General features: G+C 70.4%; 18 protein-coding genes and 3 pseudogenes. 6 read left to right on the top strand and 15 right to left on the bottom strand.

Annotated elements, in window-relative coordinates; translation table 11 throughout:
* Positions 1-97: 97 nt before the first annotated feature.
* From BLR05_RS21610 to BLR05_RS21595, 4 genes are read right to left on the bottom strand one after another with little or no spacing between them, the layout of a single operon-like run.
* Positions 98-1,180, bottom strand: coding sequence for an XdhC family protein (locus BLR05_RS21610; protein WP_092838740.1), 1,083 nt, complete (start codon positions 1,178-1,180; stop codon positions 98-100).
* Entirely contained in the window at positions 1,177-3,564 is a 2,388-nt protein-coding gene (locus tag BLR05_RS21605) for a xanthine dehydrogenase family protein molybdopterin-binding subunit (protein WP_092838737.1), read from the bottom strand. Before BLR05_RS21605 ends, BLR05_RS21610 begins: the two co-directional genes overlap by 4 nt.
* The gene (locus tag BLR05_RS21600) at positions 3,561-4,643 is read right to left on the bottom strand and encodes an FAD binding domain-containing protein (protein WP_092838734.1); all 1,083 of its coding nucleotides are present in this window, start codon (positions 4,641-4,643) and stop codon (positions 3,561-3,563) included. Before BLR05_RS21600 ends, BLR05_RS21605 begins: the two co-directional genes overlap by 4 nt.
* Positions 4,640-5,299 (bottom strand): (2Fe-2S)-binding protein, encoded by a 660-nt coding sequence (locus BLR05_RS21595; RefSeq protein ID WP_092838731.1) that lies wholly within the window; start codon positions 5,297-5,299, stop codon positions 4,640-4,642. The genes BLR05_RS21600 and BLR05_RS21595 overlap by 4 nt, the downstream gene beginning before the upstream one ends.
* A gap of 203 nt (positions 5,300-5,502) precedes the next feature.
* On the opposite strand from BLR05_RS21595, the gene BLR05_RS21590 reads away from it, so the two are divergent.
* From BLR05_RS21590 to BLR05_RS21580, 3 genes and pseudogenes are all read left to right on the top strand, one after another.
* Positions 5,503-6,177: a nucleotidyltransferase family protein gene (locus BLR05_RS21590; RefSeq protein WP_092838728.1), complete on the top strand. Its 675-nt coding sequence runs from the start codon at positions 5,503-5,505 to the stop codon at positions 6,175-6,177.
* A 255-nt stretch (positions 6,178-6,432) separates the two neighbouring features.
* Positions 6,433-6,897, top strand: a pseudogene (locus tag BLR05_RS27780) (MDR/zinc-dependent alcohol dehydrogenase-like family protein); the annotation flags it as partial.
* A gap of 1 nt (position 6,898) precedes the next feature.
* The gene (locus tag BLR05_RS21580; protein WP_225978979.1) at positions 6,899-7,144 is read left to right on the top strand and encodes a hypothetical protein; all 246 of its coding nucleotides are present in this window, start codon (positions 6,899-6,901) and stop codon (positions 7,142-7,144) included.
* Positions 7,145-7,159: 15 nt separating this feature from the next.
* On the opposite strand, the gene BLR05_RS21575 is transcribed toward BLR05_RS21580, so the two are convergent.
* The 3 genes from BLR05_RS21575 to BLR05_RS21565 all read right to left on the bottom strand — a co-directional run bounded on the left by BLR05_RS21575 (position 7,160) and on the right by BLR05_RS21565 (position 9,137).
* Positions 7,160-7,795 (bottom strand): NAD(P)H-dependent oxidoreductase, encoded by a 636-nt coding sequence (locus BLR05_RS21575; RefSeq protein WP_092838725.1) that lies wholly within the window; start codon positions 7,793-7,795, stop codon positions 7,160-7,162.
* A 129-nt stretch (positions 7,796-7,924) separates the two neighbouring features.
* Positions 7,925-8,356, bottom strand: coding sequence for a hypothetical protein (locus tag BLR05_RS21570; RefSeq protein WP_092838722.1), 432 nt, complete (start codon positions 8,354-8,356; stop codon positions 7,925-7,927).
* A 64-nt stretch (positions 8,357-8,420) separates the two neighbouring features.
* Positions 8,421-9,137, bottom strand: a complete 717-nt coding sequence (locus tag BLR05_RS21565) for an NUDIX hydrolase (RefSeq protein WP_092838719.1) — start codon at positions 9,135-9,137, stop codon at positions 8,421-8,423.
* 136 nt (positions 9,138-9,273) lie between these two features.
* Here BLR05_RS21565 and BLR05_RS21560 point away from each other — a divergent pair, with 136 nt between their 5' ends.
* Complete coding sequence (locus BLR05_RS21560; protein ID WP_225978980.1) at positions 9,274-11,226, top strand: bifunctional metallophosphatase/5'-nucleotidase; 1,953 nt, start codon at positions 9,274-9,276, stop codon at positions 11,224-11,226.
* Positions 11,227-11,700: 474 nt separating this feature from the next.
* Here the strand turns inward: BLR05_RS21560 and BLR05_RS21555 are convergent, their stop codons facing one another.
* The 4 genes from BLR05_RS21555 to BLR05_RS21540 form a co-directional block, all read right to left on the bottom strand.
* Positions 11,701-12,111 carry a GreA/GreB family elongation factor gene (locus BLR05_RS21555; protein ID WP_092838716.1) on the bottom strand — a complete coding sequence of 137 codons (411 nt, stop codon included), beginning with the start codon at positions 12,109-12,111 and terminating at the stop codon, positions 11,701-11,703.
* A gap of 363 nt (positions 12,112-12,474) precedes the next feature.
* On the bottom strand, positions 12,475-13,638 hold the full coding sequence (locus BLR05_RS21550; protein WP_092838713.1) for an extracellular catalytic domain type 1 short-chain-length polyhydroxyalkanoate depolymerase: 1,164 nt from the start codon (positions 13,636-13,638) through the stop codon (positions 12,475-12,477).
* A gap of 19 nt (positions 13,639-13,657) precedes the next feature.
* Entirely contained in the window at positions 13,658-14,080 is a 423-nt protein-coding gene (locus tag BLR05_RS21545; protein ID WP_092838710.1) for a CopG family transcriptional regulator, read from the bottom strand.
* A 50-nt stretch (positions 14,081-14,130) separates the two neighbouring features.
* On the bottom strand, positions 14,131-15,042 hold the full coding sequence (locus BLR05_RS21540; protein ID WP_092838707.1) for a YihY/virulence factor BrkB family protein: 912 nt from the start codon (positions 15,040-15,042) through the stop codon (positions 14,131-14,133).
* 244 nt (positions 15,043-15,286) lie between these two features.
* On the opposite strand from BLR05_RS21540, the gene BLR05_RS21535 reads away from it, so the two are divergent.
* Both BLR05_RS21535 and BLR05_RS21530 read left to right on the top strand, forming a co-directional pair.
* The gene (locus tag BLR05_RS21535; RefSeq protein WP_092838704.1) at positions 15,287-16,828 is read left to right on the top strand and encodes a CYTH and CHAD domain-containing protein; all 1,542 of its coding nucleotides are present in this window, start codon (positions 15,287-15,289) and stop codon (positions 16,826-16,828) included.
* A 10-nt stretch (positions 16,829-16,838) separates the two neighbouring features.
* Positions 16,839-17,714, top strand: coding sequence for an alpha/beta fold hydrolase (locus BLR05_RS21530; RefSeq protein WP_092838701.1), 876 nt, complete (start codon positions 16,839-16,841; stop codon positions 17,712-17,714).
* Between the two features lie 127 nt (positions 17,715-17,841).
* On the opposite strand, the gene BLR05_RS21525 is transcribed toward BLR05_RS21530, so the two are convergent.
* The 4 genes and pseudogenes from BLR05_RS21525 to BLR05_RS21510 all read right to left on the bottom strand — a co-directional run.
* A complete protein-coding gene (locus BLR05_RS21525; protein ID WP_013596305.1) occupies positions 17,842-18,270 on the bottom strand; it encodes a DUF2721 domain-containing protein in 429 nt (142 codons plus the stop codon).
* A 67-nt stretch (positions 18,271-18,337) separates the two neighbouring features.
* Positions 18,338-18,628, bottom strand: a pseudogene (locus tag BLR05_RS21520) (putative inorganic carbon transporter subunit DabA); the annotation flags it as partial.
* Between the two features lie 131 nt (positions 18,629-18,759).
* Positions 18,760-19,059: pseudogene (locus BLR05_RS27775) on the bottom strand (transposase); the annotation flags it as partial.
* Positions 18,975-19,308, bottom strand: a 334-nt coding sequence (locus BLR05_RS21510) for a transposase (RefSeq protein WP_143015873.1), incomplete at its 5' end; no start/stop codon positions are given. The gene BLR05_RS21510 and the pseudogene BLR05_RS27775, both read right to left, overlap by 85 nt.

Below are 19,308 nucleotides of genomic sequence, written 5' to 3'. Positions count from 1 at the left end.
ATGGTTCCCCAGCATGGGGTTGCACTCCATCGGTGCGTCGCCCCCCTGCCGGTCGGCCCCCTCCTACGGCCCCATCGGCGCCCGCGCCGTGCCCGCGTCAGGCAGCCGCAGCACCTCCGTGGGGCGTCCAGCCGCAGGCCGCGCCCGGGGCGGCATCGCCATGGATGAGTGCGACCTCGGTCATGCGCGATGCGGCGGGCAGCACCAACCCGTTCTTGGCAGCGAGCACCTCGGCCAGCACGCTCACCGCGATCTCCGGCGGCGTGCGGCTGCCGATCGCCAGGCCGATCGGCCCGCGCAGGCAAGCGAGCGCGTCCTCGCCGATGTCGAAGTGCTCGCGCAGCCGCTGCCGGCGCGCTGCCGTGGTGGCGGCGGACCCGATGGCACCGACGTAGAACGCATCGCCCTGCAGGGCCTCCAGCAGCGCAAGATCGTCCAGTTTCGGGTCGTGGGTGAGCGCGATGACGCAGGTGCGCGCATCCATGCCCATCGCCAGTACGGCATCGTCGGGCATGCCATCGACGAGTTCCACGCCGGGCAGGCGCCAGCCCTGCCGGTGCTCCTCGCGCGGGTCACAGACGGCCACCGCGAAGCCGCAGGGCATGGCCATCGATGCGAGGCATTCGGTGAGGGCGCCCGCACCGATCAGCAACATGCGGTGCGAAGGCCCCAGGCGCTGCGCCAGCGTGTCGCCATGGTCGAGCAGCGAGGTCGCGCCCTGCGCGGCCGCGGCGAGGCTTTCGGTCGAGAGCGTCACCGCGCCGTCCGCACAGCGCAGGTGCCGCCACACCACCCGGCGCTCCTGCAGCCACTGCACGAGGCGCTGCAGCCACTGCGCGTGGGGGTCGTATTCGAGCAGCAGCTCCAGGGTGCCGCCACACGGCAGGCCGAAGCGGTGCGCCTCGTCGGCGGTGAGCCCGTAGCGCACACGCTCCGGCGCCCGCCCGCCCCACTGCGCGGCGCCCGGCAGGCAGCGCCGCAGCAGGTCGTCCTCGATGCAGCCGCCGGAAACCGAGCCTTCTATCAGGCCGTCATCCCGCAGCGCCATCCACGAGCCCACGGGCCGCGGCGACGAGCCCCAGGTGCGCAGCACGGTGGCGAGCACCGCGTGGCGGCCGGCAGCGCGCCAGCCATGCAGCGCACGGGCCACGCGCAGTTCGGGTGCGGATTCGTGCGTCACTGCGGTGCGTCCATCGCCTGCGCAGCCAAGCCGGCGGGCACGTGTTCCATGGATTGGGGCGGCGCGTCGGGCGCGGGTCGCATCACCTTGTCGGGCGTCATCGGTGTGGAGCGCACGCGCAGGCCGGTGGCATGGAAGATCGCATTGCACACGGCAGCGGCCACGCCCACAATGCCGATCTCGCCCACGCCCTTGGCGCCCAGGCGGCTCACGATGCGGTCATCCTCCTGCACGAAGATCACGTCGATGGGCGGCGTGTCGGCATTCGAGGCCACGTGGTACTCGGCGTAGTTGTGGTTCATGAACCGGCCCAGCGCATGGTCGGCCTGCGTCTCTTCGTGCAGGGCCTGGCTGATGCCCCAGACCACCCCGCCGGTGATCTGGCTGTGCGCCGTCTTGGCGCTCAGGATGCGGCCCGCCGCGATCGCGCTCACCACGCGGGTCACGCGCACGGTGCCCAGTTCCTCATCCACCTTCACCTCGCAGAACACGGCCGAATGCGTGGCGCGCACGTAGTTCTTCTGCTTCAGCACATTGGGCAGCAGCAGGTAGCGGGCCTCGACCTGCGAGCGGCCCTGGGCGGCGAGGATGTCGGTGAGGGCCATGCCGCGATCATGAGCGGGCGCGCCGCGGCGGCGCAGCCGGCCGTCCACGAACTCCACGTCGCGCAGCAGCGTGCGCCCGAAGCCCGAGCCGCGCGTGCGCTGCGCCAGCGCCCACAGCAGGCGGCGCAGCTTCTCGCAGGCACCCTCCACCGCCGAGCCGACGGTGGCCACGTGGGACGAGCCACCCTCGATCGGCGCCATCGGCAGCGTGGAATCGCCCAGGCGGAACGTCACGCGCTCCAGCGGCAGGCCCATCGCCTCGGCCGCGATCATCGACATCACCGTGTACGTGCCGGTGCCGATGTCCGACGCCGCGCTGCTCACTTCCAGGTGACCGTCGGCGCGCAGCACCGCGCGCACCTTGGCGAAAATCTGCATCGCATCCCAGGTGCCGGTGGCCATGCCCCAGCCCACGAGTTCGCGGCCCTCGCGCATCGAGCGGGGTTCGATCGGCCGGCCGTCCCAGCCGAAGCGGGCCGCGCCCAGGCCATAGCAGGCGCGCAGCTCCTTGGTGGAAAACGGCAGGTCTTTCGACGCATCATGGTCGGCGTAGTTCTTCAGGCGCAGCGCGAGCGGGTCCATGCGCAGCGCGTAGGCCAACTCGTCCATGGCGACCTCGAGCGCATGCACGCCGTGCGCCGCGCCGGGCGCGCGCATGTCGATGGGCGTGTACTGGTCCAGCGGCACGAGGCGATAGCCCAGCCGCACGTTGTCGCAGCGGTAGAGCTGGCCGGACCAGTTCACCACCACCTCCACGTAGTCCTCCATGCGCGACGTCTCCGCGACCGCCTCGTGCACGATGGCGCGCAGCGTGCCGTCCCGGTCGGCCGCGAGCTTCAGGCGCTGCCAGGTCTCTGGCCGGTGGCCGAAGGTAAACATCTGCTGGCGCGTGAGCACCACGCGCACCGAGCACTGCAGGTGCAGCGCCGCCATCACGGCCAGCACCAGCTGGTACTGCGGGCGCAGCCCCGAGCCGAACGCGCCGCCCACGAACGGATTGCGCACGGTGACCTCGTCCTCGCACAGGCCGAACACGCGCGAGACCAGCCAGCGGCTGTTCTGCGGGCTCTGCGTCTTGTCGTAGATGGTGAGGTGTCCGTCCTCCGCGCGCAGCACGGTGGAGGCATGCATCTCCATCGGGTTGTGGTGTTCCACGCCGCTGTAGTACTCGGCCTCGATCTTCACCGGTGCGCGCTCGAAGGCGCCGTCGGCGTCGCCGCGCGGCTTCGGGGGCGGCGAATAGCCGGCCTTCATCCGGCTGGGATCGCGCGCGCGGCCCAGGTGGCGCAGCAGATGCGTCTCGTGGCGCTCCACCTCGTAGTCGATCTCCACCAAGGACGCTGCGCAGCGCGCCGCCTCGAACGTGCAGGCCACCACCAGCGCGACGGGCTGGCCGCTATAGCGCACCTCGCCGTCCAGCAGCGGCTTGAAGGGCGAGCCGCCGGGGGCCGTCATGTCCTTGTAGAACAGGTCCATGGAGCGGACCTTCGGTCGGTTCTCGTGCGTGATGATGTCCAGCACACCCGGCACCGCGCGGGCGCGCTCGAGATGCATGCGCAGGATGCGGCCCCGGGTGATGCTGCTGTTGACCACCACGCCATGGGCCATGCCCTCCGCATGGTGCTCGGCCGCATAGCGCGCCTGGCCCGTCACCTTCAGGCGCCCGTCCACACGCGAGACCGGCATGCCCAGCTTCACCGGCCCGGTGCCGGCATCGGCGCGGGGCTGCTGCCCCGCCTGTGCGCGGTCCGCCGCTTCGTTCGGCATCGGTGCGTTCATGGTTGCGCGCCCTGGTCGTGGCCGGCGCCCAGTTCGCCGGTGTTGGTGAGTTCGCCGTCACGCGCCATCTCCAGCGCGCGCACGATGGCACGCCGGGCCAGTTCGATCTTGAAGCGGTTGTCGCCCGGGCCACCGGGTGCGCCATGGCCGCGTGCGCCCTGCAGCAGCCGCCCGGCCGCCCGCGCAAAGGCCTGCGCCGTCGGCGCGCAGCCCGCCAGCACTTCCTCGGCCTCCGGCACGCGCCAGGGCTTGGGAGCCACGCCGCCCACGGCGATGCGCGCCGTGCGGATGCGGCCGTCCTCGCCCACGTCCAGCCCCGCCGCGACCGACACCAGCGCGAACGCGTACGAGGCACGGTCGCGCACCTTCAGGTAGGCGCCGTGCTGTGCGAAACCCTGCGCCGGCAGGGCGATGTGGGTGATGAGCTCATCGCCCGCCAGTACCGTGTCGCGGTCGGGCTCGCTGCCGGGCAGCCGGTGGAAGTCCGAGAAGGCAATCGTGCGCTCGCCGCGCGGGGAGCGCACATGCACCAGGGTCTCCAGCGCCGCCAGGGCCACGCACATGTCGGACGGGTGCGTGGCGATGCAATGGTCGCTCGTGCCCAGGATGGCCAGCTGCCGCGCCAGCCCGTTGCGCGCGGGGCAGCCCGTGCCCGGCTCGCGCTTGTTGCACGGCACGGCCACGTCGTAGAAGTAGTGGCAGCGCGTGCGCTGCAGCAGGTTGCCGCCGTTGGTGGCCATGTTGCGGATCTGCGGCGAGGCCCCGGCGAGGATGGCGGCCGCGAGCATCGGATAGCGCTCGCGCACGAGTGGATGGTGTGCGGTGGCGGCGTTGCGGGCCAGTGCCCCCAGGCGCACGCCGCCGTCCTCGGCCTCCTCGATGCCAGCGAAGGGCAGGCGGCCCACGTCCACGAGGCGGCTCGGCCGCATCACGCTTTCCTTCATCAGGTCGATGAGGTTGGTGCCTCCGGCGATGAACTTCGCGGGCGGCGCCCGTTCGCTCGCGTGGTGCATGCCCTGCGGCATGGTGGCGAGCGCCATCTCGTCATCCAACGCCACCACGTAGTCGAAGCCCCTCATGCCGCACCCTCCCCAGCCTGCGCCGGCTGGGCCTGCAGCCAGGACGACCGCATGGGCCCACGCAACGGCACACCCGCCACTTCGGCGACGGCCTGCACGATCTGCGGATACGCGCCACAACGGCACAGGTTGCCGCTCATGCGCTCGCGAATGTCGTCGGCCGTGCGCACGCCACCTTCGCTCAGCAGGCCTGCGGCGGAGCACAGCTGCCCCGGCGTGCAGTAGCCGCACTGGAATGCGTCGTGGTCGATGAAAGCCTGCTGCAGCGGGTGCAGTGGATGGTTGTCCTGCCGCGCATCCGCAAAGGCAGGGCCCGCATCGGCCTCGGCATCAGCCCTTGTACCGTTCCGCAGGCCGGCAAGGCCCTCCACGGTGGTGATGTGTGCGCCGTCGTGCATCACGGCGAGGGTGAGGCAGCTGTTAATGCGCTGCCCGTCCACCAGCACCGTGCAGGCACCGCACTGCCCGTGGTCGCAACCCTTCTTGGTGCCGGTGAGCTGGAGCAGGTCGCGCAGCGTGTCGAGCAGCGTGACCCAGCAGGGAATATCGAGGTGCTGTGGCGTTCCGTTCACATGCAGGCGTACGGCGTGGATCGACACGGCGGAGTCGGCCGGACCGCTGGCGCGGGCGACCGACGTGGGGTGGCTGGATGACATCTCGCTTCCTTCACGGCCGGTGGACGAAACAGTGTCGTCGGCAGGTCCGGCAGCCCCTGTAGGAAGATCGCGCGCCCATGGTCGGCCTGGCGCGGCCATACGACCCATGCGGCCTGCGATGCAGCGCCTCGCCGGTACCGCTTCGCCGGGCCTCAGCAGCCCCTCTGGCGGCGCAAGGCCATGCCGCGCCGTATGCTGCGGCCATGCCTTCCGTGCCCCCATCCGGTCTGCGACCTTCCTCCGCCGTTTCTGCCGAGCATCCGGGTACAGAGGCCCCATCCGCGGTCGCCGGCATCATCCTGGCGGCCGGCGCATCGTCGCGTTTCGGCAGCGACAAGCGCCGCGCCCTGCTGCCGGACGGCACGCCGCTGCTCGCCGCCGCGGCCGGGTCTTTCGCGCGCGTCTTCGCGCGGACCGCCGTGGTCGTGCCCCCTCATGACGACTTCGGCATCGAACTCTGCGCACGCCTCGGGCTCGACGCCGTGCCGAACGAGCGCTGCAGCGAAGGCCAGGGCACCTCCCTCGCGGCCGCCATGCACTGGGCCCTGGCACAGCCCGCACTGCAGGCCGTGGTGGTGGGCCTGGCGGACATGCCGTGGGTGCACGACGACACGCTGGCGGCACTGCGCGACGCGCTGGTGCGACATCCTGGTGCGCCCGCACTGCCGGTCTGGCAGGGCCGCCCCGGCAATCCGCGCGGCATTCCACGCCGGTACTTCGCCTCCCTGGCACAGGCCGGCGGCGCGCAGGCGGCCGCGCACCGGATCGATTGGGATGCCGCACGCACCGTGACGGTGGATGACCCGGGCATCCTGCGCGACGTGGATACGCCGGCCGATCTGTCAGGCGATGCGGAGGACACGCCCCCGTCCCGGTGACTGCAAGCGTACGCCCGTCCTGCATTACCGCCGCGCACGCGCTCCGGAAGATGCACCGGAGCGCGGATGCTTGCCGTTCGCACCGCCGACCACGCCACCGACCACGCGAAAGGCAGCCCCTCCATGCTGGCAATGAACTGCCACGGCCCCTGCCGCGTACGCGCGACACGCAACGCCGAGCCCGACATCGAACATCCCAGCGATGCCATCGTGCGCGTCACGCGCTCGTGCGCCAGGCCGAGCACGTGCGCGTGCCGCTTCGATTTCGTGCGCCAGTACGCGCCCTGCGAAACCGAGGGCTTCAAGAGCGTGCCCGGCATGGCCGTGCACCTCAAGCACATGACCGACGGCCTGGGGCCCGACGTGTGCATCGATGCCGTGGGCTGCGAGGCCGCGGGCTCGTTCGCGCAGTCCCTCGCGGGCGTTCGACTCAAGCTGCAGGGCGGCGCGGCCACGGTGCTGCACTGGTGCATCAACTCCGTGCGCAAGGGCGGCACCATGTCGATCGTCGGCGTGTACGGCCCCGCCTTCAATGGCGTGCCCATCGGCAATGCCGTGAACAAGGACCTGACCCTGCGCATGAGCCAGGCCAGCGTGAAGCGCCACCGGCCCCGGCTCATCGAGCACATCCAGGCCGGGCGCCTCAAGCTCCACGAAATCATCACCCACCGCTTCGCGCTGGAAAACGTTGCCGAGGCGTACCACACCTTCTCCAGCAAGCATGCTGCGCCGGCTGGCCTTCCGCGCCAGCGAGAGCGACGTGCGCCACTGGCTGCTGCTTCTGCTGGCCGACCGGATCAACGTGCTCGAAGGCCTGCTGGAGGACCTGTCGCACGGCCGCGTGCCGCAGGTCCCGCACGAGATGGGGCTGAACGCGCACTGGCGCGAACACCGCGAGCGTGCGCTGCGCGCCGTGGCAGCACATGCCGGGCTGGCGCTGATCGCGTTGCTGCGCCGCCTGTTCTGACGGCGCGGCAGCCGGTCAGCGCACTTCCGTCACGAACTGGTCGCGCGGACGGCGCACCTTCTGCAGGTTCACCAGCCAGTCGCCGTCGGGCTGGCGATAACCCAGCGGCAGGAGGGTGACGCTGCGCAGCCCGCGCGCGTGCAGGCCCAGGATCTCGTCCACCGCCTCGGGCTGGAAGCCCTCCATGGGCGTGCTGTCCACCTGCTCCGCGGCGGCGGCGATCAGTGCCGCGCCGAAGCCGATGTAGGCCTGCCGTGCGGCGTGCTGGAAATTCACCTCCGCGCCGCGCTGCGGGTATGAGCCCAGCAGCATGTTGCGGTAGTTCTCCCAGCCTTCGTTGCGGAAGCCCCGCACCTCGTTCGTGTAGTCGAACATCGCGTTGATGCGCTCTGTCGTGTAGTCGTTCCAGGCCGCGAACACCAGCAGGTGCGAGCCGTCCGTCACCTGGGCCTGGTTCCACGCCACTTCGCGGATGCGGGCGCGCACGTCGGGGTTCGTCACCACGATGACCTCGAAGGGTTGCAGGCCGCTGGAGGTGGGCGCCAGCCGGGCCGCCTCCACGATGCGGTCCACCTTGTCCTGCGGCACGGCGCGGGCGGGGTCCATCTTTTTCGTGGCATAGCGCCACTGCAGCACGTCGAGCAATTCCATGGTGTCGGGTCCTGGTAGTTGGGTTGGGAATGTCAGGAACGGCCGAGTGTAGGAGCCGCCGCGAGGCCGTGCTCGCACGGGGAATTGCATGCCGTGGTACAAGGCCGCCCCTGGCCACGCCACCCGGCATCAGCCGAACAGGCCGCCCTCGTCCAGCAGCGCGAAGGCGATCTCCGGCCGACGCTCCATGCCCCGGCGGATGGCCGCGGCGATCGCCTGCCGCGTCTTGCGGCACAGCCCGCGCTGCTCGTGCACCAGGATCGCGATGCCGCGCAGCGTGCGCACCTCGCTCGCCCCCTGCGAGATGCTCAGCCGGATGCCCAGTTGCTCCTCCAGCCGGCCCTCGATGCGCCGCAGGTCCGCCAGGCTCTCGATGGCCTCCAGGCGCTGCACCAGGCGCTTCTCTTCGTCGCGCGTGAGCCGCAGCACCCGGCGGTCCGCGTCCGGCGCCGCGAGCATCGCCTGCAGGTCGCAATTGCAGGCGCCGGGCGGGCACTCCGTGCGCACCGGCACGGGGAAGGGCATCGCGGAGGAAGGGGACGGGGACATGCCGGCGGACATCGTGCCCGCATTCTAGGAAGGCCGGCGCGCCCCCGCACCACCGCGGGACAACCTTGAACAGGTTTCAACTATTCAGGCCCCGCGGCACCACGGACAGGGACCGGCGGAAGGCCTCCCGCAGCCGGTACACCTGCGCCGGCCGGTGCGGCGCGCCGGACTCCATCAGCCCGTCCACCGGCTCCAGCATGCCCAGCTCGTCGATCTTGCGGCGGAAGCTCACCTTGTTCACCGGCTCGCCCAGCACCGCCTCGTACACCGCCTGCAACTGCGGCAGCGTCATGCGCTCCCCGCAGAAATACACCGGCAGCGACGAATACTGGCTCTTGGACCGCACCCGCGACACCGCCAGCGCCACCATGTCCGCATGGTCGAAGGCCAGCGCCGGCAGCGCGCCCACGGGCGCCACCTGCAGCCGCTCGCTGTCTTCCGGCAGCAGCTCCGCCGGCACCAGCGCGCAATAGACGATGGAGACGGACCAGCCGCGCGGATCGCGCCGCGCCCCGGAATAGGTCGCCAGCTGCTCCAGGTAGGGGCTGGCGATGCCCGTCTTCTCGCGTAGCACGCGGGCCGCCGCATCCCACGCCGTGGCGTCCTCCTGCGCATGGATGAAGCCGCCCGGCAGCGCCCAGCCGCCCGCGTGCGGCCCGTCGGCCCGCCGCAGCAGCACGGCGTGCAGCACCCCGCCCTTCAGTGTCAGCAGCACCACGTCCACCGTGCAGAGGATGGCGGGAAAACCGGGATCCGTAACGGCGGAAGAAGAAGCGGAAGCAGGCGCGGCCATGGATGGATAGAAGGAAGGGATCGCAACAAACCCGGAGTGTGCCCCCAATCACTTGCTCCACCCTCCCCCATTCATCGTTCTGTCACGCCGCGCCGCAAGCATGCGGGCTTTTGTCACGAGCAGTAAGGAGAACGCCATGATGGCCAACTTGGGGAAACACAAGGAAAGCGCACTGCGCCGCGTCCTGGGACACCGTATTCTGAAGCGGAGCGCAGCGGTGGCCGCGGCAGCCCTGGTGGCGGCCTGCGGCGGAGGGGGATCGGGTGGCGTACTCCAGGGCGAGCCGATGGAGCTCACCATCCTGCATATCAACGACCACCACTCCACGCTGGAGTCCAAGTCCCGGACCCTGCAGCTCTCCACGGGCGGCTCCACGCCCGCCACCGTGGCCGTGGATGCAGGCGGCTTCCCGCGCGTCACCGCCGCCATGGACGAACTCTCGAAGCGCTCGACCAACGTGCTCAAGCTGCACGCGGGCGACGCCCTGACCGGCACCCTGTACTTCAACCGCGCGGGTGCCGACGGCGAGGCCGACGCGGCGCTGATGAACACCGTCTGCTTCGACGCCTTCACCCTCGGCAACCACGAATTCGACAAGGGCGACACGGGCCTGAAGAACTTCCTGGACCTGCTGCGCAAAGGCAGTTGCAAGACGCCGGCCCTGAGCGCCAACGTGCGCTTCGGCGCCGGCTCCGCACTCAATGCGGCCAAGGCCCCGGATGCCGTCCAGGCCTCCACCGTCGTCGAGCGCGGTGGCCAGAAGATCGGCATCATCGGCCTCACCATCGCCGGCAAGACCAAGGCCTCCTCCAGCCCCGACCCGGACACCACCTTCGAGGACGAAGCCACCGCCGCCCAGCGCGAGATCGACCGCCTGCGCGGCCAGGGCATCAACAAGATCGTGCTCATGAGCCACATCGGCTACGACGCCGACCGCCAGATCGTGCCCAAACTCTCGGGCGTGGACGTGGTGGTGGGCGCTGACTCGCACACCCTGCTCGGCCCGGACGCGCTCAAGACCACCGGAGTGGGCACGCCCGGCGGCGCCTACCCGACGCGCACCACCGACAAGGACGGCCGCCCCGTCTGCATCGTGCAGGCCTGGGAATACGCCCAGGTGGTGGGGGAACTGAAGGTGAACTTCGACGCCGACGGCAACGTCACCCAGTGCGCCGGCACCCCACACGTGCTCATCGGCGACAACTTCACCATCGGCGGCAAGGCCCCGACGGAGGCCGAAGCGAAGGCCCTGCAGGCCAGCGTGGCCGCCACCGGCTTCCTGCGCGTGACCCCGCCCTCCACCGCGGCCACCGCCACCCTGCAGCCCTTCAAGGACCGCGTGGCCGTGTTCAACCGCACCCAGGTCGCCGTGGCGCCCGAGGAACTGTGTTCCCGCCGCGTGCCCGGCGGCGCCGGCTCCACCGACTACAGCCGCTCCAGCGCCGCCTGCAACGCCGAAGGCAGCGTGAGCGCGCGCGGCGGCGACATCCAGCAACTGGTCGCCCAGGCCTACCTCGACGTGGCCAACGCCCGCTACGGCGGCGCCGACATCTCGCTGCAAAGCGGCGGCGGCGTGCGCATCCCCCTGCAGGGCACCGTCTCGGCCGCCCAGGTCATCCAGGTCCTGCCCTTCGGCAACATGCTCTTCCGCCTGGACGTGACCGGCACGGAAGTGAAGGCCATGCTGGAAGACGGCATGGAAGCCGTCTTCGGCACCGGCGGCTCCACCGGCCCATACCCCTACACCGGCGGCCTGCGCTTCGACGTGAACGCCGCTGCAGCGGCCGGCCAGCGCGTCTCCGGCATCGAAGTGCGCAATGCTGCCTCGGGCGCGTGGGAGCCGCTGAATGCCACGAAGACATACAAGCTGTTCGTGCTGAGCTTCAACGCCACGGGTGGGGATGGGTACAAGACGCTGGCTGCGGTGCCTGCCGCGCGGCGGCTGGATATCGGGGTGCTGGATGCGGATGTGTTTTTCAGCTACATCGAGAAGCAGGGGAAGGATGGGGCGACCGGGTTGCCGATGCTCAAGCGGTTGCCTAGGGAGTTGTACAGCACGAAGACGTTTCAGGGACTTGGAGCAAGGTAAGAGAAGCACCGGAGCCGGGAAGCTACGAATCACCGTTTTTTGAAGCGCCTCCTTCGAAGCCATCCGCAAAAACGCCTCGCCCCCCTGCCCCAGCGACCGCTTCCGGGGCATCACCACCGCCAGCGCGCGGTCGCGGGGTAGCGCAGCCCATCCGTGCCAGCAGCCGGCAGCAAGCGCACCGGGAGTGTTCGCGATCTGCAGCTGCACCGCGCCCTGGGGGTGCGACACCTTCCAGCGGGCCAGCAAGGGCGGCAGGATGTGTTCGCCGATAGTCATGCTGGCGGCCACCCGCAGGAGGATGGCATTCGTGGCGCTCACGTCTCTGGACGTGATCGGCAGCCGGACCGCCGCGGCCGCGAACGAGGCCTCCCGCCGGCATGGTCGATGGCGCGGGGCGCGGGGCGCGGGGCCGGCAAGGCGTCGCATCGCAGACACTCCGCGCAAACGACGGCAGAAGGATCGAGCGAGGCGCTCCTAGCGCAGGTAATCGCCCTCGGCCTCGGGCTGGTGCTGTATGACCGCCACGGTGGCCTCGCAGGCCTCGCCGCGCGGCGTGCACCACCGGGCAATCTGCCCGACGCGCAGGCCCAGCAGACTGCTGCCCACGGGCGACAGCACCGAGACGAAGCCCGCCGCGAGGTCGGCATCCCGCGGATAGCAGATCGTCAGCACCTGGCGGGCACCGGTCGCGGTGTCCACGATTTCCACCCGCGAGTACATCGTGACCACGTCCGGCTCCACGGCGCGGGAGCTGGTGACGTCCGCGTTCTCCAGCAGATCCGCCAGGGACGGGGGCGCGGGCTGCTGGCCCGCGAGGCGCGACAGGCGCGCGAAATCGAGATCGGTGAGCACGCGCTCGCTCTGAATCTGAACCACTGCATGCATGGGAAGGCACTCCATCGTTGGATGCGGCAGGTCGCTGCGGTCGGGCGCAGGAGGACGGCCGCGTTCGTTCGCGCAAGGCAGGAGCCCGGCGGCGGAGGTTTGCGCAAGAAGAACGGTGAAGAGGGGGAGGGAGCGGGCCGCCGGGCTCAGGAAGGTACGGGCAGGAGCGGGCGGCGCATCCGCTTGGCGGCCGCTCGCGCGCCGGCCGCTGCGTGCAGCAGTGCGGCCAGGGTGGCGAAGGCGCAAACCAGGGAGATCATGATTGCCAGTGTAGGCACGATTCCGGTCCGCCGGCGCCCAAGCCCCCATGGGCCGTGCCAGTATCCCGGGGATCTGCCGGCTTCGCAGGCAGCACCCGCCGGGTCAGCGCGCAGAGCGCGGATGCGCGAGGAAAAAGCGCAGCATCTCCGCGCTCGCGTCCACGCCCGACGGGTCCGTGTAGCTGCCGCTGGCGCTGCCGCCCGACCAGGCATGGCCGGCGCCGTGCAGTTGCCAGTATTCGAGCGAATCGCGGCCGGCCGCATCCGTATAGACGGTGCGCGTGTGCCGCGCGCCCTGGCTGGACCGGCCCCGGGTAACGCGCGGGGCGGCCGCTGCGCCCGCGCCCTGCCCCGAGCCGTGGCGCAGCGCCTCCACGAGCGCCTCCGCGTTGCGGACGTGGACGGTGCTGTCCGCATCGCCGTGGAACACGATGGTCGGCAGCGCCACGCCGCGCGATCCTGCGGCGGCAGCCGGTCCCTGACCCGGGCCGCTGCGCATGGCCGACAGCGCTGAGGAAACATCCGCCGCGCAGCCGTACGGCAGGCCGGAATGCACACCCACGGCTGCGAATACGTCCGGGTAGCAATGCCCGGCCACGTCCGCCATCGCGCCGCCCGCGGACAGGCCCGCGACATACACCCTCGCCGGGTCCACGCGGTGCGTGGTGGCGACCGAACGGGCCAACGCGGCGATCACCGCCGGCTCCCCGCGCCCTCGCCGCTGATGCTGCGGCTTGAACCAGTTCCAGCATTTCTGGGCATTGGCGTGCTGCGTCTGCTCCGGGTAGAGCACCACCACGCCGAGCTCCCGCGCCAGCGCATTCATGCGCGTGCCCACCGCGAAATCCTCGGCATGCTGGGTGCAGCCGTGCAGCATGACCACCATCGGCCGCGGTGCTCCGTCGCCCGGTGCTTCTGGCGGAAGGTAGAGCCGGTAGGCGAGCGTGCGGTTCTGGTGGCTGAAACTGCCGGACTGCCAGCGCTCGCCGCGGGCCTCGCGAGGCGCCGCGCCCATGGGCCGGGGCGCCTCGTGGACCTCATCCGCCGCATTCGGCTCCGGCACCTCGCGGACCAGTCCATCCAGCACCACGGGGTCCGCCGACGGGCCCGGAGCACCGCGGAACGCCGGAGGCGACCCCGCCGCCGCCTGCGCGTGTGCACCCACCCCGCGCAACGCACGCTGGATGGCCTCGGTGGCTTCGCCGAGCCGGCCGCCGCGCGTGGAACGCGTGGCATCGGCCATCAATTGCTGGAATAGTGGGTTCACAGGGTGCTTTCGTGGGGGGTCAATGGATGCGCCCGGCCAGCGCGGTCTTCACGGCGCTGCTGGCCTGCAGCGCACCGAGCACGGTGAGGGAATCGATGGTGGCCAGCGCCAGCTCCGGCGTGACGTCCGGGTCGATCGTGGCAAGGCCGAGCACGCGGATCTGCAGCCGCTCGCCCGCAGCGCGCGCGGCCTCCAGATCGGCTGCCGAGAAACGCTGCAGGCCCAGCACCAGCATCTTGCGCGCCACCACCTGCCGCAGCGCTTCGGCGTGCACCGCGAGCTGGTTGCGGATCGCCGTGCGGATGAAGTCCGTGCGGTTGCCATAGAAGCTCTCGGCAACCAGCAGGTCGATGTGGCCGAGGTCAACGTATCCGAGGTTGATGGTGATCTTTTCGGAATCACCTACCTTGGGCAGGCGCTGGGCATTCTGGAGCGAAGTCATGCGCCATCCTATTACCATCCATCTGGATGGTCAATGGATGTTTTTTACAGTCATCCTGGCAGGTGGGTATTCGCTCCGGGCAATTCGGGACCACCCCCGCGCCGCTCCCGCATCGATCCGAAGGTGCGCGCATACACCCATGTGAATTCAGCCCCCATCAGGAAGATCTGCGCCGAGTAGTACACCCACACGAAAATGACAGCCAGCGACCCCGCCGCACCGAAGCCGGAAGCCAGCGCGGTCTTGCCGATGTAGAGCCCGATGAGCATCCGGCCCACTGTGAACAGCACCGCGGTGATCGCGGCGCCCAGCCAGACGTCGTGCCAGCGCACGCTCACGCGCGGCATGATCTTGTAGATCATCGCGAACACCACGGTGGTAAGCGCAAAGCCCACTCCCGCGTTGATCGCCTGCGCCAGCACCTCCCAGCCGCCGAACGCTGGCGCCCACCACTTGCCCAGCGCCGACACCGCCGCGCTCATGACGAGCGAAACCATCAGCAGGAACGCGATGCCGAGGATCATCCCGAACGACAGAAACCGCGCGCGCAGCAGCCCCCACAGCCCCGTGGCCCCCTCACGCACCGGTGCCCGCCAGATGCGGTCCAGCGCGTCCTGCAGTTCCCCGAACACGGTGGTGGCGCCGATCAGCAGCACCCCCAGCCCGATCACGGCAGAGGTGATGCCCGTCGTCGGCCTGGCGGCGGCGTTGAGCAGTTCCTCCACTGCCGCGGCGGCGTCCGCCCCCATCAGGCCGCTGAGCTGGGCGAACACCTCGCCGCGCGCGGCCTCTTCGCCGAACACCAGGCCCGCGATGGAAATGACGATCACCAGCAAGGGCGCAAGCGAGAACACGCTGTAGTACGACAGCGCTGCGCCCATGCTGGGCGCGTAGTCATCCACCCACGACGAGGCCGCCTGTTTGGCAAGGGCCCATGAACTCTTGAGATTTTTTTCCGGCATGGGCGAGAAATTAGCCCTCGCGCGCATGAGCCCCTGTAGGACCAGGGAACGATGCACATGCAGCCATGACAGCGTCAACAGCTACGGCGCGGCCTACCGGGACAATGCGAACATCGGCGATGCCTCCGCCGCGTCAGGGCACGGTCCCGGCCTGACCGAAACAGGATCGGCGAGGCCCGGGCGCAGGTCCGACAATCCTGCGTCCCGCCCCCGGCGAACATCCGCACGTTTTCAGGAGACTCCCATGGAAATCGAATTCAAGTTCCTGATCCCCGCGCACCGCCTGGAAGGCGTGGAGGCCGCGTTGCAGCAGGGCCCCTTCACTGCACGCCGCATGGAAGCGCATTACTTCGACACGCCCGAGGGCGACCTCGCCCGCCACGGCATCGCATGGCGTGTGCGCAACGAAGGCGGGACCTGGGTGCAGACCGTGAAGACCCTGGGGGATGGGCCGCTGGCGCGCGGGGAGCACAACGCGCCCTTGCCGCGGCCCGCCGTCCCGGCCGGCATTCCCCGTCCCGACCCGGCCCTGCACGCCGGCTCCACCGCCGGGCGGCAGCTCGCCAAGGCGCTGGCGGGCGCCCAGGCCGCGCCTGTTGCCACCTACGGCACGGAATTCGAGCGCGTGGCGCGCGACATCCCCCTGCCCGGCGGCGGCGCGATGGAAGTGGCGCTGGATGTCGGCCGCGTGGTGGCCCGCAGCGGCGGTGCGGGCGAGGTGTCCGAACCCCTGTGCGAACTGGAACTCGAGCTGAAGCAGGGTTCCGTGCCCGCCCTCGCGGCGGCCGCGATCCAGTGGGCCCGCACGCACGGGCTGGTACTGAGCACCCTCTCCAAGGCCGAGCGGGGCGAGCGCCTGCGGGCCGGTCGGGCCGCCGGGCCCGCGGCCAAGGCCGCCGCGTTGCGCGCGCAGAAGGGGCACCTCCCCGCAGGACAGGACCTGCAGCGGACCGTCATCGCCCACTGCCTGGAGCATATCCTGGCCAACGCGAGCGAGATCATGCACGGCCACGGCGGCGAGAAGCACATCCACCAGCTGCGCGTGGGCCTGCGGCGCCTGCGCACCGCCCTGCGCGAACTCGACCGCCTGGCACCCGGCCGCTTCGATCCTGCGTGGCAGGAGCCCCTGCGCTCCGCCTTCCGCCGCCTGGGCGCCCTGCGCGACGGCGGGCACGTGCTGGAGCAGATCGGCGAAGCGCTCCGCCAGGCCGGGGCGCCCGCCGTGGACACCAGCGGCACGCCCACCGAATCCCCGCAGCACATCGTGGCCGATGCCGCGTTCCAGTCCACCCTGATCGCGCTGATGGGCTTCGCTGCCACGCCAGGCCGGCCGCCGCAGGCGCGCGGCGGCGAGGAACGCGGGCTGGACGCGGACGCCACCCGGCGCGCGCTGCGCAAGGCCCTGCACAAGCTGCACCGCGGCATCTCCGAAGATGCGGCCTCGTTCGCCAGCCTGCCGGCAGAACGCCGCCACGGCGTGCGCAAGCGCATCAAGCGCCTGCGCTACCTGGCAGAATTCCTCGCGCCGGCGCTCAAGGGCGGCGGCAAGGATTTCCTGCGCCACCTGGAGCCCGCGCAGGACGCCCTGGGCCGCCTCAACGACGAACAGGTGGCGCAAGCGCAATACCGCCAGCTCGCGGCGAAGCATCCGAAGGCCTGGTTCGCCGTCGGCTGGCTGGCAGCGCGGCGCGAGCCCCTTCTGGCGGAGTGCGAGCGCGCGCTGCGGCGGCTGGGGGAGGGGCCGGAGGTGCGCAAGGGCGGCTTCCGCCAGGCCACCGCCATGTGAGAATGAAACGATGAGCACGACCACCTCATCCTTCCCTTCCGATGCGGACGGCATCTCCGTGGCGACCTACACCTGGGACGACGTGTCCGGCGACCCCACGGGCGTAGTGCAGATCGCCCACGGGCTCGCCGAGCACGGCGAGCGCTACGACCGCTTCGCCAGGTCGCTGAACGCTGCCGGGTTCCTGGTCCACGCGGTGGACCACCGCGGCCACGGGCGCACCGCAGGCGGGCGCATGGGCGACTTCGGCGCGGCCGGCTTTGGTGGCCTGATCGCCGACGTGGCCCAGTTCGGCGCCCTGCTGCGGGCCCGGCACGGGAAGCTTCCACTCTTCCTCTTCGCGCACTCGATGGGCTCCTTCGCCGCGCAGGCGGCCCTCCTCGACCACTCGGCCACGTGGTCCGGCGTGGTCCTGTCCGGATCGACCGCGCTGGACCTGTTCGCCGCCGACCTGGCGAATCCGCCGCCGGGCGCCCCCGCAGGTCTGGCAGCGCTCAACGCGGGCTTCGCGCACCGCACGGGCTACGAATGGCTTTCGCGCGACGCCGCCGAGGTGGATGCCTACGTCGCCAATCCCTGGTGTGGATGGGACGTTCCCCCCGACGTGTTCCCGGCCTTGATGGCGCCCGCCTCACGCCTCGCTGATCCGGCCCGGCTCGCCGGCATCCGCAGCGACCTGCCCATTCTGATCGCGTCCGGCGACGCGGATCCGCTTGCCGGCGGCGGCAAGCGGCTGCAGATCCTGGGCCAGCGCTACCACGACGCGGGCATCGCCGACGTGACCGTGAAGCTCTACCCGGCCGGCCGCCATGAAATCCTGAACGAAACCAACCGCGACGAGGTGACCGCCGATACCGTGGCCTGGCTGCGCGCGCACGCGGCCTGACGCACTGCCTGCCGGTCAGAAGGCGCCATACCGGTAGGCGAAGTACAGCGCGGCCAGCACGCCGGCCATGGAGAGGAAAGTCATCAGCCTGGACATCAGGACTCCCGGGAAAGAGGGACCTGCATACTCAGGTCGGGTTGATGCTGTGCTGCGCCAGGTAGATCTCCACCAGCATGAGCGTGTAGGTGGCCACCAGCCCCAGCATGGCCAGCACGAAAAGGCCGGCCACCGGCCGGTCGAACGCGATGCCCAGCTCGTTGCCCACGAAGAGCGAGACGATCAGGAAACACACCAGGATCGCACAGGCCGCAGCCACCGTGATGGCGGCATTCACCACCTTGGCGCGGCGGTTGAGCGCCTGCAGCTCCTGCTGCAGCGCCGGGCTGGCCTCGGTGGGCGCATGCTCCTGGTCGTCCCGGCGCTTGATGGTGCGGTCATTGATGCGGGCCAGGCGGTTGGTGAGCACGGTCAGCGTGCTGCCGATGGCGGCCAGCATAAAGGCAGGCCCCACCGCGAGCTGGATGACGTGCGAAGTGTCGGCGTGGATGGTGAGCATGGGTGGACGTGATTGTCCACCAGCCCGGCCGCCGCGCCCGTCATCCATTGGCTGATCGCCGGGGTACTCAGGCCCCGCCCGCGTCCACGGGCAACCAGCGTCCGCCCTCGCGCCGCTCCAGCCCCGCCTCCCCGAAGCGCCACAGGTGCAGCCACCCGTTGCCCGGCAACTGCTGCAGCACCGCATGCCGGGCGATGACCGACTCGATGGCCGCCGCGGGCGCATCGATCACCACCGTCAGCCGCAGCGGCTCGTGCACCCAGCGCCGGCCGTCGTGCAGCGACTGGCGCGACAGGCCGATGCGCAGGTCGCCGCCGTTGCCCTCGAACACGCCGATGTGCCCAGTCTTGCATGCATGTCCATGACAGCGGCGATGCTGTCGCTGCTTGCGGCCGCAACCGGCGCCGTTGCAGGCATAGAGACCGCCACGAATGCCGAAGGTGCGGCAGCTACGTTTGCAACGGCCCTGCGCGCACGCCCACTGTCGCCATGCTCGCGCAGCCAGCGGCTGACCTGGTTGGCGTTGACGCCGCACTCACGCGCCAAGCGCGACACCGAGGCGCCCGGCCGTCGACACAGTGCCACCAGTTCCGACTTCGCCGCTTCGTCGTACACGCTGCGTCCGTCGCTCTTGCGCCCCACCACCAGCCGGCGTTTGAGGTCTGGCGCGACGACACCACGTCGACTTACGCCTAAGAGCCTGTTTACGATCTTCGACACAGCAAAGCCAAGAATGCCAAGTGGACGAACTGCAAGCTGGTGTTGAGCAACCTCTCGCAGTTCTTCCATAAACGCCTGTTCTTGTCCAACCAGGCAAAGCTGCGCTCCACCACCCAGCGCTGAGGCATCACCTTGAACGCGTGCAACTCGCTTCGCTTGGCGATCTGAACGGTGACGTGCTCGCCCAGGATCTCTTGCACGCCCAGGGCGAACGGCTTGCCCACGTAGCCGCTGTCGCACAGCAGGCTTCGCACCCTGCCCAGCGCAGGTTGGCAGCGCTGCAGCGCCTGCAAGGCTCCTTTGCGGTCCGTCACTTCT

Origin of the sequence: Paracidovorax cattleyae (assembly GCF_900104515.1) — a bacterium.
GTDB classification, from domain to species: Bacteria; Pseudomonadota; Gammaproteobacteria; order Burkholderiales; family Burkholderiaceae_C; genus Paracidovorax; species Paracidovorax cattleyae.
This window is presented reverse-complemented; position numbering and strand designations above follow the sequence as displayed.

What these genes read in the sequence shown, in the direction of transcription:
- BLR05_RS21605 (WP_092838737.1), bottom strand. Translation starts at nt 3,564, where the DNA reads ATGAACGCACCGATGCCGAACGAAGCGGCGGACCGCGCACAGGCGGGG.
- BLR05_RS21600 (WP_092838734.1), bottom strand. Translation starts at nt 4,643, where the DNA reads ATGAGGGGCTTCGACTACGTGGTGGCGTTGGATGACGAGATGGCGCTC.
- BLR05_RS21595 (WP_092838731.1), bottom strand. Translation starts at nt 5,299, where the DNA reads ATGTCATCCAGCCACCCCACGTCGGTCGCCCGCGCCAGCGGTCCGGCC.
- BLR05_RS21590 (WP_092838728.1), top strand. Translation starts at nt 5,503, where the DNA reads ATGCCTTCCGTGCCCCCATCCGGTCTGCGACCTTCCTCCGCCGTTTCT.
- BLR05_RS21580 (WP_225978979.1), top strand. Translation starts at nt 6,899, where the DNA reads ATGCTGCGCCGGCTGGCCTTCCGCGCCAGCGAGAGCGACGTGCGCCAC.
- BLR05_RS21575 (WP_092838725.1), bottom strand. Translation starts at nt 7,795, where the DNA reads ATGGAATTGCTCGACGTGCTGCAGTGGCGCTATGCCACGAAAAAGATG.
- BLR05_RS21570 (WP_092838722.1), bottom strand. Translation starts at nt 8,356, where the DNA reads ATGTCCGCCGGCATGTCCCCGTCCCCTTCCTCCGCGATGCCCTTCCCC.
- BLR05_RS21565 (WP_092838719.1), bottom strand. Translation starts at nt 9,137, where the DNA reads ATGGCCGCGCCTGCTTCCGCTTCTTCTTCCGCCGTTACGGATCCCGGT.
- BLR05_RS21560 (WP_225978980.1), top strand. Translation starts at nt 9,274, where the DNA reads ATGATGGCCAACTTGGGGAAACACAAGGAAAGCGCACTGCGCCGCGTC.
- BLR05_RS21555 (WP_092838716.1), bottom strand. Translation starts at nt 12,111, where the DNA reads ATGCATGCAGTGGTTCAGATTCAGAGCGAGCGCGTGCTCACCGATCTC.
- BLR05_RS21545 (WP_092838710.1), bottom strand. Translation starts at nt 14,080, where the DNA reads ATGACTTCGCTCCAGAATGCCCAGCGCCTGCCCAAGGTAGGTGATTCC.
- BLR05_RS21540 (WP_092838707.1), bottom strand. Translation starts at nt 15,042, where the DNA reads ATGCCGGAAAAAAATCTCAAGAGTTCATGGGCCCTTGCCAAACAGGCG.
- BLR05_RS21535 (WP_092838704.1), top strand. Translation starts at nt 15,287, where the DNA reads ATGGAAATCGAATTCAAGTTCCTGATCCCCGCGCACCGCCTGGAAGGC.
- BLR05_RS21530 (WP_092838701.1), top strand. Translation starts at nt 16,839, where the DNA reads ATGAGCACGACCACCTCATCCTTCCCTTCCGATGCGGACGGCATCTCC.
- BLR05_RS21525 (WP_013596305.1), bottom strand. Translation starts at nt 18,270, where the DNA reads ATGCTCACCATCCACGCCGACACTTCGCACGTCATCCAGCTCGCGGTG.